This window comes from Sphingobium sp. BYY-5 (genome assembly GCF_022758885.1).
In the GTDB taxonomy this organism is placed as follows: Bacteria; Pseudomonadota; Alphaproteobacteria; order Sphingomonadales; family Sphingomonadaceae; genus Sphingobium.
Genome location: NZ_JALEBH010000001.1, coordinates 2,235,129 through 2,248,658, shown reverse-complemented (window position 1 = coordinate 2,248,658; position 13,530 = coordinate 2,235,129). Strand labels below are relative to the sequence as shown.

Genomic DNA, 13,530 nt, shown 5'->3' with positions numbered 1-13,530 from the left:
TGAATCGAACGGGGCAGCCGTGAAGCGCAGAGGCGGAAGCTGCCGATTGTCCCCGGCCTGGACGCACGGCCCTTAGCGTCCTCCGAACGCATATCGGACATTGATGCCGAACTCGCGGGGCGGGGTCGTCGTCACTCCCGTATATGTGCTGGTGACGGTCATGGATGTCGGGCCGGTGAGGATTGGACGTCCGTTCTGGAAACCGCCGAGTCCCAGTTGCTGGTAGCTGGTCGACAGTGGATCGGTACGGGAAAGGGCCTTCACCGTTTCGAACAGATTCTTGGCGAAAAGCGACACTTCCCACCGTCCCTGTGGGTCGCGGATTCCGGCGTACAGATTGGCGAGCGCATAAGCGCCTACGTCGTCATAAATGTTCGTAGGGTCGGTTTGCGACCGACCATTATATGCGACCAGACCGCGCACATAGCCGTCGACCCGGTCTGAGAACGGGACGCGATATTCCGTCTGCAGGGTTGCGGAAAACGGGCTTTGGAATGCGGATCGCTGCGTGACGGTGCATGTAGCCAGATTGTCGGCGCCGACCGCCGCTTGAAGACTGGCGAGCGTGGGCGCTGATGTCACCACGTCCGGCACGCCGTCACGATCGAGATCGTTGCACGGGATGGAGCCGTTCTTGATCTTGCCGAGCGAATAGCTTGCCGTGACGCCAAGGGTCCATCTTCTGCTGGCCTCGAAGGAGACATCGCCCTCCAGGCCGTTGACGGTGACAGGCACGGCGCCGACGAAATTGAAGGTCGCGACTTCCTGCCGCGTGCCGACCACCTGGCCTTCCGCATTTCGAGCTGCAAGTGTGTTGACGTAGAAGACGCCGTTGGGCGCGCGGTACGGATAATTGTCGAACTTCTGGTGATAGGCTGTCATGTTGAGGCGCAGGCGGCCATCCAACATGATGTTCTTAAAGCCGATTTCGTAAGATCGGGATGTTTCCGCGGGAAGATTGAGAAAGCTTCGCTCCAGATTCGACGGGGCGATGTTGAAGTCGCCCACAACATTGATGCCGGGGCGCCAGGAACTGCCCGTGCTTGCATATAGCATCAAGTCCGGCGTGAAATTATGCTTGAGGGACGCGGCGTATATCCACTTTCCGGCATCCTGTCCGTCGTTCGCGACGGTGCGGCCGTCGATGACCAGAGCATTGTGCGAGATATAATCGATGCGCCGCAGACCACCCGAAACCTCGGTAGACTGGCCCAGATGCACGGTGAGGTTGCCGAAGAACGACTGTTCATGCGAGTCGCCCGCGCGATCAATTGTCGTCTCCACCAGCGTTGCGAGACCACCACCAAGTGCTGTCGGTAGCCGGACGGGCGTGCGGCGCGTGAGCCGCGTGGGAGAATTTGTTCGCTGATCGAAGAAGCCGAAGACATAATCCATCACGTCGAAAAGCCGGGCTTCATTCTGGACCCGGACCTCATGTGACGTCGATTTCGACCGGGAAACCGTGTCCTGCGTCACGTTTCGGCCGGGGAAGATCACGGCGGCGTCCGCCGATGTCCGCCCGATCACGCGCTGGTTATTGTGCTGGCCCTGATAGATCAGCACCTGCCCGGCCAGAATGGCCTCGGTTCGCCAGTTGTAGATGTTGTACAACTGGCTGTTCCGGCGGGGCACTCCCAGAATCGAAAGTCTGTCCTTGGTGCCAATATAGATCGGGCTGCTGGGCGCATCGGCGTTGACCTCGCTGAACGAGGCGACCTGGTCATAGGCGATCGAACTACGCTTCATGCGTTGATAGACGCCTTCCAGCTTGAGCCAGTCGAGTGGCTGTAGCAAGCCGCTGATACGTCCCGCCTTGGTGCGCGAATATGGGTCGCGGCCTCCGTAGCTGCGATCCAGCGGACGCACCCGGTCGCCTTCATTCTCATCCCATATTCCGGCCATTCGTATGGCGGCCAATCCCTCGATTATCGGCAGATTAAGGGCGGCCTTGTTATTCAAGGTGCCGATGTCGTTGGCCGTCATGTCGATGGTTCCACCGATCGCGTACAGATCGGGCTTCCGGGTTGTGACGGCGATCGAACCGGATGGCGATGCGCGTCCCCGCAACGTGCCTTGCGGACCTCGCTGCACTTCAATCTGGCCGACATCGAATAACTGCTGAAGAACGACGCCGGCGGCGATAGGCGCATCGTTGAGATAAAATTCCACGGTAGAGTTGAAGCCGCTGGCGGTGACGTCGAAATTGACCCCCCGCAATTTGGCGCTGCCTCCCACGCCGCTTGGATCGGAACTGAGCTGGAGACCGGGAACAATCGTCTGGACGTCCTTGAAGTCGCGGAAGTTCAGCTTGGCGATCTTCTCGGCAGTCACCGTGTCGATGACGGCCGGAACATCCTGTACATCCTCGTCGCGTCGACGCGCCTGGACGATGATGATGTCGTTGTCGGCAACGGCCAGCCCGTCCCGTGATTGCGCGGCCGCATCAAGCGGGAAAGCGCCCAGGCTGGTGGATGCAAGCAATATAGAACAGATTTTCCCCATTTTTTCCTCCCTAAAATATTGTTTTTATGTTTTATTTTGATCGCCCTGGCCCCCCGGACCGAAACGAAATGCCGCTGCCTATGCGGGGCGAAGCGCAGCGCCGTTGACTGATGATGATCTCCTGCTACGCCGCATCCGGCACGCTATCCGGCAGATGGCAGAGCGCGGCCGACCGGCAAGCGCCCGTGCGTTACGTGGCGCGGGCACTTGCCAAATCCGCAATTTTCGCGGCATTTTCCGATTAACGTATCGTGGATCGGGAGCAGGAAACGTGAACTGGCTGCGCCGCGGCATATTGGAGCTTTGGGCGATGGTCGTCCTGGCCGCCATCGTAGGCTTCCTCGGCCCTTTCGGAACATATGTTGAGGCAGAGTTCCCGGCCCGCGTCTGGATGTGGTTCATCCACCTCCTGGGCGCCTATATTCTGGTGCGTCCCACCATTTGGCTGCTCATGGCGATAGCTGCTGCAACATCCTTGCCGCGAAATGTGCTGCTTGCCTGGGGGGTCGTGCTTGCCAGCGTGCCGCTGGCGCTCATTTGGGGGTGGAGCGCGAGCGTGTTCTTCCAGGGGCTGAGCGGTTTCGCCGTTTTCTTACCCTTCGCTTTTTTGAGCGCCATTGCAATACTCACGATCGTTCTTGGCGCTAAGCTGATAGACGAAGGCTTGCGGCGTCGCCCGGTCGAGGCGGGCCAGCTCGGCGCGATCACTATAGCCGACCTCTCGACCCCCGATATTGTTGAGCCTGTTCAGGAGTGTACGCCGGGTGTTTCTGCCCCTGCCTTCCGATTAAATGCGCGTCTCGGTCGGAACTTTGAGGGGCCGATCCTCGCGCTCCAGAGCGAAGATCATTATGTGCGCGTCCACGGCATCAAGACGAGCGAGCTTCTCCTCCTTCGCCTTCGCGACGCCATCGCCGAAATGGATGATTGTCGGGGCCAGCAGGTGCATCGCAGTTGGTGGGTGGCTCAGGACGGGATAGCTTCGGTGGAAGCGGACGGTCGCAACCGCTCAATCACTCTTCTCAACGGACAAGTCGCGCCTGTGGCGCGCGAGTCGATTTCCATTCTGGAACGAAAGGGTTTCCTGCAATCCCCGCTATAGCCGTGTACAATTGATTGCTGACGGCCCCGGCGCCTGAGGAAGGAGGCCTGCGCAAGACGATGAACGGATCTGTATCCGAGGTTCGCGAACATGCGCTGCGAATAATATTCGAAGGCACCGGTCTTCAGATATCCGGTTTTGCCAAAGCTGTCTCCAAATCAGGGAGGCATATGGAGAATTCTGGAGTTTTCGCGAACAGGAGTTTACTAAACTCCCGGAAAAACTGGAGCGGGCGAAGGGATTCGAACCCTCGACCCCAACCTTGGCAAGGTTGTGCTCTACCCCTGAGCTACGCCCGCTCTGGCGGCCGGAGGATGTGTCCCTCTCGGCGGGTGGCGGGGAACTAGCAGCGCTTTCCGGGATCGGCAAGGGTAGAATTGCACAAAAATGAAATTCTCTCTCGCAACTATGAAAATTGGCGGTTTTCCAGGATTTTCCGAGAGATGCGCGACAGGCGGGAAAGGGATGCCGGTCCGGGAATCGACATGAGAAAGGGGAATCGCTCCCGTCCATCCTTTGGCGCATGGCGAATATCTGCTAGTCTGATGACTGGCATAAGATGTTTCTCCGGCAGGCGGGATCATTTGCCGTCGCCTTTCGTAATGACCAACGGATCAGCAGGGAGGATCAGCGATGACGTCCGATCATTTGACGCGCCGCGGCCTGTTGCGGGGCAGCGCTGCCCTTGCCGCATCAGGCCCCGTCCTGTCGCATGCACCAGCAGATGCCGCCGCGTCGACCCAGAGCCGCAAAGGACCCCCGATGACCCCCGTGGAACTTACCGTCAACGGTCGGGAGGTGCATCTGCAGCTCGATCCGCGCACCACCTTACTCGATATGCTGCGCGAGCATCTGCACCTTACCGGCACGAAGAAGGGGTGCGACCATGGCCAGTGCGGGGCCTGCACCGTCATTGTCGAGGGGCGGCGGATCAATAGCTGCCTGACGCTGGCCGTGATGCATGATGGGGAGAAGGTGACGACCATCGAAGGGCTGGGCACGGCCGAGGCGCTGCACCCGATGCAGCGCGCCTTCATCGTCCACGACGGCTATCAGTGCGGCTATTGCACGCCGGGACAGATTTGCTCGGCCGTGGCGGTGCTGGATGAGATCGAAGCGGGGGTCCCCAGCCATGTCACCGAAGATCTCGACAGGGTGGCGCTGAGCGACGTCGAACTGCGCGAGCGGATGAGCGGCAATATCTGCCGCTGTGCCGCCTATCCCAACATCATCGCCGCGATGCGCGACGTCGCTGGGGAGAAGCAGGCATGAAACCCTTCACCTATGAGCGCGCCGCGAGCGTGGAGGCGGCGGCGAAAGCGGCTGCCTCGGTCCAGGGCGCGCGCTTCATCGCCGGTGGCACCAACCTGCTCGACCTCATGAAACTGCAGATCGAGACGCCCCCTCATCTGATCGACGTCAATCATCTGGGCCTGGACCGGATCGAGAAGACGGACGGTGGCGGGCTGCGCATCGGCGCGCTCGTGCGCAACACGGATCTGGCGGCAGATCAGACTGTGCGCCGCGATTATGCGGTGCTCAGCCGCGCGCTGGTGGCTGGCGCGTCGGGGCAGCTCCGCAACAAGGCGACGACCGGGGGCAATCTGCTGCAACGGACCCGCTGCCCCTATTTCTATGACACGCGGATGCCCTGCAACAAGCGCCGGCCGGGTAGCGGCTGCGGCGCAATGCAGGGGATGAATCGCAGCCTTGCCATATTGGGCGTCAGCGATGCCTGCATCGCCCAGAATCCCAGTGACATGGCGGTGGCGATGCGGCTGCTCGACGCACAGGTGGACATGGTCGGCGCGGACGGGACGAAGCGTTCTGTCCCGATCGCCGACTTTCATCTGCTGCCCGGCGACACGCCGGAGAAGGAGACGGTTCTGAAGGCTGGTGAGATCATCACCTCGGTCACTTTGCCCAGGCCGATCGGTGGCGTTCATGTCTACCGCAAGGTGCGCGACCGCGCGTCCTACGCCTTTGCGCTGGTGTCGGTGGCGGCAGTGTTCGGGCAGGACGGTACAGCCCGCTTCGCCTTTGGCGGGATCGGTGCCAGGCCCTGGCGGGTCGATGCAGCCGATGCGGCGGCGAAGCAGGGAGCAAAGGCGGTAGCGGAGGCCGCGCTGGCGGGCGCCCGCACCACCCATCACAACGACTTCAAGAAGCTACTGGTCGAACGGACGCTGACATCCGTCTACCGGCAGCAGGAGGCACGGGCATGAAGTTCGACACGCCTGCGGGCAGCAACCCGATCGACAAGGGCCGGGTCGTCGGCATCCCCCACGACCGCATCGACGGCGCGGCCAAGGTGACGGGCAGTGCGCCCTATGCCTATGAACGGCACGACGCCGCACCCAATGCTGCCTATGGCTGGATCGTCGGTTCCGCCATCGCCACGGGCCGGATCGCCGCGATGGACTTGCGCGCAGCGGAAACGGCGCCGGGTGTGCTGGCTATCGTCACCCATGCCAATGCCGGAAAGCTTGGCAAGGGCAGTTTCAATACCGCCCCGCTGCTGGGCGGGCCGCAGATCGACCATTATGAGCAGGCGGTTGCGCTGGTCATCGCCGACACGCTGGAAAATGCGCGGGACGCGGCCCGGCTGGTGCGGATCGACTATGCGGCGACGGGCGGCAAGTTCGACCTGGCGGCGGAGCGGCTGAACGGTGTGATGCCGCCGGCGGGTTTCGGTGGCCCGGCCGATACCAGGGCGGGCGATTTTGACGCGGCCTTCGCCAAAGCAGCCGTGAAGGTCGAGCAGAGCTACACCACGCCCGACCATAGCCATGCGATGATGGAGCCGCACGCCACCACGGCGGCCTGGAACGGAGACAGGTTGACGCTCTGGACCGCAAACCAGATGGTCGCCTGGGGGGTGGGAGAGGTCGCCAAGACGCTGGGCATCCCGAAGGAGAATGTCCGCATCGTGGCGCCCTATATCGGCGGCGGTTTCGGTGCGAAGCTGTTCCTGCGCGCCGACGCCCTGCTGGCGGCATTGGGGGCGAAGCAGGTGGGGCGGCCGGTCAAGGTCGCCATTGCCCGGCCCCAGATCCCCAACAACACCACCCATCGCCCCGCGACCATCCAGCGCATCCGCCTGGGCGCGGGCAAGGACGGCGTGATCGACGCCATCGCGCATGAAGTCTGGTCGGGCGACTTGCCCGGCGGCGGCGCGGAATCGGCGGCGCAGCAGACGCGCCTCCTCTATCGCGGCGCCAACCGCATGACCGCGCACCGGCTCGTCACGCTGAACCTGCCCGAAGGCAACGCCATGCGCGCGCCGGGCGAGGCGGTCGGCCTGCTCGCGCTGGAAGTGGCGATGGATGAGCTGGCCGAGGCCTGCGGCGTCGATCCGGTCGAACTGCGCATCCGCAACGATGTGCAATATGATCCAGAGGTCGGTCCGCAACGCCCCTTTTCCAGCCGCAAGCTGGTGGAATGCCTGCGTGCCGGCGCTGACCGTTTCGGTTGGGACAAGCGCAATCCGAAACCCGGCCAGGTGCGCGACGGGCGCTGGCGGGTCGGCATGGGCGTGGCGGCGGCCTTCCGCAACAATCTCGTCGCCAAGTCGGGCGCGCGCATCGGCGTCGATGCGCGGGGCAGGGTTATCGTCGAAACCGACATGACCGATATCGGCACCGGCAGCTACACCATCATCGGCCAGACCGCGGCGGAGATGCTGGGCGTGCCGCTGGAACAGGTGACGGTGCGCCTCGGTGACAGCCGTTTCCCGGTGTCGGCGGGATCCGGCGGCCAATGGGGTGCGAACAGCTCGACGGCGGGCGTCTATGCCGCCGCCATGGCGCTGCGCGCGAAGCTGGCGGAAAAGGCGGGCTATCCCGCCGACCAGGCACAGTTTGAGGACGGCCTGGTGAAGCTGGACAACAAGTCGCAGACCCTCGCGGCGCTAGCGGGACGCGACGGCGTCTGGGCCGAGGACAGTATGGAATATGGCGACCTCGATAAACGCTATGCGCAGGGCACTTTCGGCGCGCATTTCTGCGAGGTGGGCGTCGATATCGACACGGCCGAAGTGCGCATCCGCCGGATGGGAGGGGCTTTCGCGGCCGGCCGCATCCTCAACCCCAAGTCTGCGCGCAGCCAGGTGATCGGCGCCATGACCATGGGCGTGGGCGCGGCGTTGATGGAGGCGCTGGACGTCGACACCCGCTTCGGCTTTTTCGTCAACCACGACATGGCCGAATATCTGGTGCCGGTCCATGCCGACATCCCCGATCAGGACGTGTTGTTCATCGACGAACTGGACGACAAAAGCTCGCCGATGAAGGCCAAGGGCGTGGGCGAACTGGGCATATGTGGCGCGGGCGCGGCGGTGGCCAATGCGATCTACAATGCAACGGGCCTCAGGCTGCGCGACTATCCGCTCACGATCGACAAGCTGCTCAAGGCGCAGGCGGCCTGAGCGGACGGATTGGGAATGTCTCATCACAGCGTCGTTCCCCGTCCAGTCCGGACCATGGAACTGGACCCTGGCCTGCGCCGGGGAACAGGCTGTCTTCGCTAAGTCCGATCTCAACCAAATTCGGGAGCTGTAACCCTCACACGAAATTCGCCGCTACCTCCGCCGGCACGCGCAATATGCGCCCCGATGCCTTGTCGATGATCGCCCAGGTGGATTTGGCCGCGACCTTCACCTTGCCGTCTGGGCCGCTGAACTCGATGAAGCGGTCGAAGCGCGCGCCGCGCGGTCCTTCAGGAATCCACGTACGCGCCGTCACCGTTTCCCCTTCGGTCACATTGCCGCGATAGTCGACCTCATGCCGGGTTACGACCCAGATATAGGCCTCGACATGGGCAGGATCGGCATCGCGCCGCCAATGCTCGACCGACACCTGTTCCATCCACTGGACCCAGACCGCGTTGTTCACATGGCCCAGCTCATCGATATGCTCTGGCAGGGCGGTGATCTGCTTGGTGAAGAATGACGCCATCAGCCCTCCACGCCCAATTGCCACAGGATGAAGGCGAACTCTTCCGCCGTCTCATGCAGGCTTTCGAACCGGCCCGACTTGCCGCCATGACCCGCGCCCATATTGGTCTTGAGCAGCAGCACATTGCCGTCCGTCTTGGTCGCGCGCAGCTTTGCCACCCATTTGGCCGGCTCCCAATAGGTGACGCGCGGGTCGTTGAGGCCCGCCGTCACCATAAGCGGCGGATAGGCCTGCACCGCAACGTTCGTATAGGGATCATAGCTCTGGATCGTCCGGAATGCCGCCGCATCCTCGATCGGATTGCCCCATTCGGGCCATTCGCCCGGCGTCAGCGGCAAAGTCTCGTCCAGCATCGTATTCAGCACATCGACGAAGGGCACATGCGCCACCACAGCGCCCCATAGGTCGGGATCGGAATTGACCACCGCGCCCATCAGTTCGCCGCCCGCCGATCCGCCCGAAATGCTGATCCGGCCCTTCGCCGTATAGCCGCGTTCGATCAACCCCTTGGCCACATCGACGAAATCGGTGAAGGTATTGACGCGCTTGTCCAGCTTGCCGTCCAGATACCATTGCTGGCCCAGATCGTCGCCGCCGCGAATATGGGCGATGGCAAAGGCGAAACCGCGATCGAGCAGCGACAGCCGGCTGGTCGAAAAACCCGGCTCCATCGCCAGCCCATAGGCGCCATAGCCATAGAGATGCAGCGGCGCGCTGCCGTCACGCGGGAAATCCTTCGGATAGACGATCGACACCGGAATTTCCGTGCCGTCCCGCGCCGCGATCATCAGCCGCTCGGCCGCATAGCGCGTGGCGTCATAGCCCGACGGAATCTCCTGAACCTTCAGCGTCTCCAGCTCACCCGTTTCCAGATGATAGTCGTAGATGGTGTCGGGCGTGACCATCGATTCATAGCCGATGCGCAATTTGGTCACGTCATATTCGGGATTGTCGTCCAGCGACGCCGAATAGCTGGCCTCCGGGAATGCTATGCGCTTGGGCGTGTGCGTCGCATAATCGCGCAACTCGATCTGGTCGAGGCCGTCCTGACGCCCCTCGGTGACGTAGAAGGTCTTGAACAGGGTGAAGTCGGTCAGATAGAAATGCGCGTCCGCCGCGATCACTTCCGTCCACTGGTCGGGCGCATCGAGCGTCGCCTTCACCAGCCGGAAATTGGGGTGGGTGTCATTGGTCTTGATGTAGAGCGTGCCGTCATGCTCATCGACATCGTATTCGCGGCCGGGTTTGCGGGCTGACACCAGCAGGGGTTCGGCGGTCGGATTGTCGGCGGGGATCAGCCAGGCTTCGCTTGTAACATGGTCGCCGGTCGCGATGACGATCCATTTCTCCGAGGAAGTGAGGCCTATCGAGACGCGGAATCCTTCGTCATCCTCGTGGAACAATTCGACATCGCTCGCGACATCCTGGCCCAGCCAGTGCAGCCGCGCATTGTCGGTTCGCCAATTCTCGTTGGCGAGGCCATAGAGCAGCCCCTTGCTGTCCGCCGTCCAGACCAGCGAGGACAATGTGTCGGGGATCACTTCGGGCAGGATCTCGCCGGTGAACAGATCCTTGATCCGCGCCTCGAACCGTTCCGATCCATTGGTGTCGATCGCATAGGCAAGGTAGCGGCCGTCGGGGCTGACCGACATGGCGCCGAGCCTGAAATATTCATGCCCCTCCGCCAGTGCCGGTTCGTCCAGGATCAACTGGTCATCACCGTCACCGGCGGGTTTGCGATACCATTTGCGATATTGCGCCCCGGTTTCGAAGGCGCGCCAATAGATATAGTCGCCATCCTTCTGGGGAACGCTGCTGTCATCTTCCTTGATGCGCCCCTTCATCTCCTGGAACAGCGTGTCGAGCAGCGGTTTGCGTGGCGCCATCGCGCCTTCGAACCAGGCGTTCTCCGCCTCCAGATAGGCCAGCACATCCTTGTCCTGGACATCGGGATAGTCCGGATCGCGCAGCCATGCCCAGGGGTCGTCGACCGTGATGCCATGATGCGTGAAGCTGTGTGCGCGGCGTTCGGCGACGGGGGGCAATGGGGAGGGCTGCGTTTGATCGGTCATTAACTATCCATGGTTCAGACGGGGCGGGGCGCTGGAATAAGCGCGCCTGCCCCTCTATGTTGTCGGCATTGTCGCCGGCGCAAGAGGCCGGAATGATCCAAGGCCAAATGATCCAGGGAAAGTTCGATGTCCAGTTATGAAGATCGCTTGAAGGCATTGCGTGCGCAATTGGTGCGCCAGAAGCTGGATGGCTTTGTGGTGCCGCTGACCGATGAGCATATGAGCGAATATGTCGGTGCCTATGCCCAGCGCCTGGCCTGGCTCACCGGATTCCAGGGGTCTGCGGGCAGTGCGGTGGTGCTGCCGGAGGAGGCCGCGATCTTCGTCGATGGCCGCTACACGCTCCAGGTGCGCGAGCAGGTGGATGGCGCCCACTGGCAATATGAAAGCGTGCCGCAAACCTCCATCGCCGCCTGGCTCAAGGATCATGCGGGGCAGGGTGCGCGCATCGGCTATGATCCCTGGCTCCACACCCGCGCCTGGGTTCTTCAGGCCACCGAAGCGCTGGCCGAGAAGGGCGCGATACTGGTGGCGGTCGACACCAACCCGGTCGACGCCATCTGGCCGGATCGTCCCGCCCGCAGCGACGCCAAGCTGGTGGTGCATGAAAACCGCTATGCCGGTCAGTCGGCGGCGGAGAAACGCGCCGCCATGGCCGACTGGCTGACCGCGCGGAAGGCGGATGCGGTCGTTCTGTCCGCGCTCGATTCGATTGCCTGGACCTTCAACATCCGGGGCAAGGATGTCGACCGCACACCCGTTGCCCTCGCTTATGCCATCGTCCATGCCGACGCGACCGCTGATCTTTATGTCGCGCCAGAGAAAATGGACGAGGCGGTCGCTCAGCATCTGGGCAATGCGGTGCGCGTCAGGGACGGTGTGAACTTCGCCGCCGCGCTCCAGGATTTCGCCGGAAAGACCGTGGTCGCCGACCCTGAGCGGGCGGTCGCTGCGATCTTCACCGGCCTTGATGAAGGCGGTGCGACCGTGCTGCCGCTGCGCGATCCGGCCGTGCTGCCCAAGGCGATCAAGAACGCCACCGAAATCGCTGGCCACAAGGCGGCGCAGGCGCGTGACGGCGCGGCGCTCAGCCGCTTCCTCCACTGGATCGCGGTCGAGGCGCCCAAGGGTGGTCTCACCGAACTTTCCGCCTCCGACCGGCTGGAGGCGTTCCGCAAGGACACCGGTCTCCTGGAAGACCTGTCCTTCGACACGATCAGCGGCGCCGGACCGAACGGCGCCGTTGTCCATTATCACGCCGAGGAAAAGACCAATCGCCCGATCGAGACCGGAACCCTCTATCTGGTCGATTCGGGCGGCCAGTATCGCGACGGCACCACCGACGTCACCCGCACCATCGCGATCGGTACGCCCACCGAAGAGATGAAGCGTCGTTTCACCCTGGTCCTGAAGGGGCATATCGCGCTCGCCCGCGCCGTCTTCCCCAAGGGCACGCGCGGCGGCCAGCTCGATGCGCTCGCCCGCCAATATCTCTGGGCCGAAGGGCTGGATTATGCCCATGGCACCGGTCATGGCGTCGGCAGCTTCCTGTCCGTGCATGAAGGGCCGCAGCGGATCGCAACCTTCGGCGGAGGCGACGAACCGCTGGCGGCAGGCATGATCCTTTCGAACGAGCCGGGCTATTACAAGGCTGGGGAGTACGGCATCCGCATCGAAAATCTGGTGCTGGTCGAACCGCGCGCGATAGCCGGCGCGGAAAAGGAGGTGCTGGGCTTCGAAACGCTGACCTTCGCGCCGATCGATCGCAACCTTGTCGCCACCGACCTGATGAGCGGTGACGAATGCGCCTGGTTCGACGCCTATCATGCAGCGGTGCTGGACCTTGTCGGACCACAGCTCGAAGGCGACGCGCTCGCCTGGCTCAAGGCTGCCTGCGCGCCGCTTTGAGGATCAGTCCTTCGGCTCCGGCGCGGGAGGCGGCGGCGACGCGCCTTCCCGCGCCTGGGTCTTGCGGCGGCGCAGATTGTCGCGCAACGCCTGCGCCAATCGTGCCTTTCGTTCGTCGTTCGTCTCAGCCATGATGACCCGCATAAGCAAAATGCATGTTCCGCCGCAAGTCGCCTTGACAAGGGCTGTATGGGCGGCCATAGGCCCGGCCTCCGCAGCGCGAACGGCGCTCAGGAGATGAATAGAGTGCTGCCGTAGCTCAGTGGTAGAGCGCATCCTTGGTAAGGCTGAGGTCGTGAGTTCAATCCTCACCGGCAGCACCATTTTCCGACATATATTCTGATACTTAGCATCCCCATCAAGGTGCGAAAGCAACCTTGTGGCGGGTTGCAAGGGTATTGGAAGGAACTGGAAGCAAGCGATCGGGAATCGACCGACAGGCTAAACGCAAGCGATAAGGCTGTGACGGGCATGACGGAGCCTTGTTGTTGATCGTGGTGCGCACGGACTTGCTCCGGATCACTCCTTGCAAACCCAGATCGCACCTCAGGCGGGCCGGAAGCCAGAGAAGCTAAATTTGTTCTTCGTCTTGTTCATCTCGGCTCCAGCTACTCATAAGTTGGAGCCTTCGGCAAACCCGGCGCGGTTCAGTTTCGTCATTTCATACGCAAATACTATGCGTTTGCTATTTTCCTGCTCTCGAATTCAAATGCGGTTCTGCCCTAGTTGAGGCGCAGCAGACGATTCGGCGCCGCGACTTTCGTGGCCCGACGCTTTGCGGGAGACATTTTATGCAGGACATCCTCTGGATTGGCCTCATCCTTGGCTTGCTGGCCGCGACGCTGGGCTACGTAGCCCTTTGCGACAATGCATAAGGGGGCACGACCATGACGATCGATCTCTGGCTGGCCGCACTGACGGCGCTCGGCCTCCTCCTTTATCTGGTGGCCGTGCTCGCACGCCCCGAACGCTTCTGAACGGGAGGCGGTAA

The 13,530-nt window shown here is 62.5% G+C and carries 10 protein-coding genes and 2 tRNA genes; 7 read left to right on the top strand and 5 right to left on the bottom strand.

Translation table 11 applies throughout. From position 1 onward, the window contains the following. Nucleotides 1-72: 72 nt before the first annotated feature. The gene (locus tag MOK15_RS10760; protein WP_242931605.1) at nucleotides 73-2,502 is read right to left on the bottom strand and encodes a TonB-dependent receptor; all 2,430 of its coding nucleotides are present in this window, start codon (nucleotides 2,500-2,502) and stop codon (nucleotides 73-75) included. A gap of 103 nt (nucleotides 2,503-2,605) precedes the next feature. Between MOK15_RS10760 and MOK15_RS10755 the strand changes: the two genes are divergently transcribed. Beyond that, on the top strand, nucleotides 2,606-3,604 hold the full coding sequence (locus MOK15_RS10755; protein WP_242931604.1) for a LytTR family DNA-binding domain-containing protein: 999 nt from the start codon (nucleotides 2,606-2,608) through the stop codon (nucleotides 3,602-3,604). 224 nt (nucleotides 3,605-3,828) lie between these two features. Here the strand turns inward: MOK15_RS10755 and MOK15_RS10750 are convergent. Beyond that, nucleotides 3,829-3,903, bottom strand: a tRNA-Gly gene (locus MOK15_RS10750). Between the two features lie 334 nt (nucleotides 3,904-4,237). On the opposite strand from MOK15_RS10750, the gene paoA reads away from it, so the two are divergent. From paoA to paoC, 3 genes are read left to right on the top strand one after another with little or no spacing between them, the layout of a single operon-like run. Continuing rightward, nucleotides 4,238-4,876: an aldehyde dehydrogenase iron-sulfur subunit PaoA gene (gene paoA, locus MOK15_RS10745; RefSeq protein ID WP_242931603.1), complete on the top strand. Its 639-nt coding sequence runs from the start codon at nucleotides 4,238-4,240 to the stop codon at nucleotides 4,874-4,876. Next, a complete protein-coding gene (locus tag MOK15_RS10740; protein WP_242931602.1) occupies nucleotides 4,873-5,829 on the top strand; it encodes a xanthine dehydrogenase family protein subunit M in 957 nt (318 codons plus the stop codon). Before paoA ends, MOK15_RS10740 begins: the two co-directional genes overlap by 4 nt. Then, nucleotides 5,826-8,030, top strand: coding sequence for an aldehyde oxidoreductase molybdenum-binding subunit PaoC (paoC, locus tag MOK15_RS10735; protein WP_242931601.1), 2,205 nt, complete (start codon nucleotides 5,826-5,828; stop codon nucleotides 8,028-8,030). Before MOK15_RS10740 ends, paoC begins: the two co-directional genes overlap by 4 nt. A 136-nt stretch (nucleotides 8,031-8,166) precedes the next feature. Here paoC and MOK15_RS10730 read toward each other — a convergent pair whose 3' ends face one another. Further along, entirely contained in the window at nucleotides 8,167-8,559 is a 393-nt protein-coding gene (locus MOK15_RS10730; RefSeq protein ID WP_242931600.1) for an acyl-CoA thioesterase, read from the bottom strand. Further along, on the bottom strand, nucleotides 8,559-10,631 hold the full coding sequence (locus tag MOK15_RS10725; protein WP_242931599.1) for a S9 family peptidase: 2,073 nt from the start codon (nucleotides 10,629-10,631) through the stop codon (nucleotides 8,559-8,561). Before MOK15_RS10725 ends, MOK15_RS10730 begins: the two co-directional genes overlap by 1 nt. 126 nt (nucleotides 10,632-10,757) lie before the next feature. On the opposite strand from MOK15_RS10725, the gene MOK15_RS10720 reads away from it, so the two are divergent. Then, on the top strand, nucleotides 10,758-12,539 hold the full coding sequence (locus tag MOK15_RS10720) for an aminopeptidase P family protein (protein ID WP_242931598.1): 1,782 nt from the start codon (nucleotides 10,758-10,760) through the stop codon (nucleotides 12,537-12,539). Nucleotides 12,540-12,542: 3 nt separating this feature from the next. On the opposite strand, the gene MOK15_RS21875 is transcribed toward MOK15_RS10720, so the two are convergent. Further along, nucleotides 12,543-12,671, bottom strand: a complete 129-nt coding sequence (locus MOK15_RS21875; RefSeq protein WP_278254141.1) for a hypothetical protein — start codon at nucleotides 12,669-12,671, stop codon at nucleotides 12,543-12,545. A gap of 116 nt (nucleotides 12,672-12,787) precedes the next feature. Here MOK15_RS21875 and MOK15_RS10715 point away from each other — a divergent pair. Continuing rightward, nucleotides 12,788-12,862, top strand: a tRNA-Thr gene (locus MOK15_RS10715). A 564-nt stretch (nucleotides 12,863-13,426) separates the two neighbouring features. Then, the gene (locus MOK15_RS10710) at nucleotides 13,427-13,516 is read left to right on the top strand and encodes a potassium-transporting ATPase subunit F (RefSeq protein WP_046765260.1); all 90 of its coding nucleotides are present in this window, start codon (nucleotides 13,427-13,429) and stop codon (nucleotides 13,514-13,516) included. The last annotated feature ends 14 nt before the right edge of the window (nucleotides 13,517-13,530 follow it).

Excerpts from the sequence above, each read along its gene's own strand:
- MOK15_RS10710 (WP_046765260.1), top strand. The coding sequence starts at position 13,427 with ATGACGATCGATCTCTGGCTGGCCGCACTGACGGCGCTCGGCCTCCTC.
- MOK15_RS21875 (WP_278254141.1), bottom strand. The coding sequence starts at position 12,671 with ATGGCTGAGACGAACGACGAACGAAAGGCACGATTGGCGCAGGCGTTG.
- MOK15_RS10760 (WP_242931605.1), bottom strand. The coding sequence starts at position 2,502 with ATGGGGAAAATCTGTTCTATATTGCTTGCATCCACCAGCCTGGGCGCT.
- MOK15_RS10725 (WP_242931599.1), bottom strand. The coding sequence starts at position 10,631 with ATGACCGATCAAACGCAGCCCTCCCCATTGCCCCCCGTCGCCGAACGC.
- paoC (WP_242931601.1), top strand. The coding sequence starts at position 5,826 with ATGAAGTTCGACACGCCTGCGGGCAGCAACCCGATCGACAAGGGCCGG.
- MOK15_RS10740 (WP_242931602.1), top strand. The coding sequence starts at position 4,873 with ATGAAACCCTTCACCTATGAGCGCGCCGCGAGCGTGGAGGCGGCGGCG.
- MOK15_RS10720 (WP_242931598.1), top strand. The coding sequence starts at position 10,758 with ATGTCCAGTTATGAAGATCGCTTGAAGGCATTGCGTGCGCAATTGGTG.
- MOK15_RS10730 (WP_242931600.1), bottom strand. The coding sequence starts at position 8,559 with ATGGCGTCATTCTTCACCAAGCAGATCACCGCCCTGCCAGAGCATATC.
- paoA (WP_242931603.1), top strand. The coding sequence starts at position 4,238 with ATGACGTCCGATCATTTGACGCGCCGCGGCCTGTTGCGGGGCAGCGCT.